Genomic DNA, 729 nt, shown 5'->3' on the forward strand with positions numbered 1-729 from the left:
GACCATTCTACAAAAGGTACCCGATCACACTTTGACGTGCTCTCGGTGCTTGTAAGCATAGGGTTTCAGGTTCTTTTTCACTCCCCTCCCGGGGTTCTTTTCACCGTTCCTTCACAGTACTATTCGCTATCGGTCATTAGGTAGTATTTAGGCTTGGAGGATGGTCCCCCCATCTTCCCACGGGGTTTCACGTGTCCCGCGGTACTTTGGATACAGCTCGCTGATTCTCTCTTTCGCTTACGTGACTCTCACACTCTTCGGTACGTTTTCCCACACGTTTCAACTAGAAATTATCAATGCTAAATGCTGTCCGAAACCCCATAAGTATTGCTACCTATGGTTTAGCCTCTTCCGCTTTCGCTCGCCACTACTCACAGAATCTCGGTTGATTTCTCTTCCTCGCCCTACTTAGATGTTTCAGTTCAGGCGGTTCCCCTCATATACCTATTTGATTCAGTATATGATGTATGTGCATACACATACGGATTGCTCCATTCGGAAATCTGCGGATCAATTCATACTTGCTGATCCCCGCAGCTTATCGCAGCTTATCACGTCCTTCGTCGGCTCCTAATGCCAAGGCATTCTCCCTACGCTCTTCTTAGCTTAACCATTTTTGAATTATGTCTAATCCTCTTAATTTTTATGCTAATTGCAGGTTTTTTACCCGACTTTAACTTTCGTTATTGTCGTTCATTTTTCCTCATTTGCATTACTTTTGCTTTTCAT

General features: G+C 44.4%; 1 rRNA gene. It reads right to left on the minus strand.

From position 1 onward, the window contains the following. Window positions 1-612 (minus strand): 23S ribosomal RNA (locus DWX59_RS28430); the annotation flags it as partial. Between the last annotated feature and the right edge of the window lie 117 nt (window positions 613-729).

The organism is Enterocloster aldenensis (assembly GCF_003434055.1).
Lineage (GTDB): Bacteria > Bacillota > Clostridia > Lachnospirales > Lachnospiraceae > Enterocloster > Enterocloster aldenensis.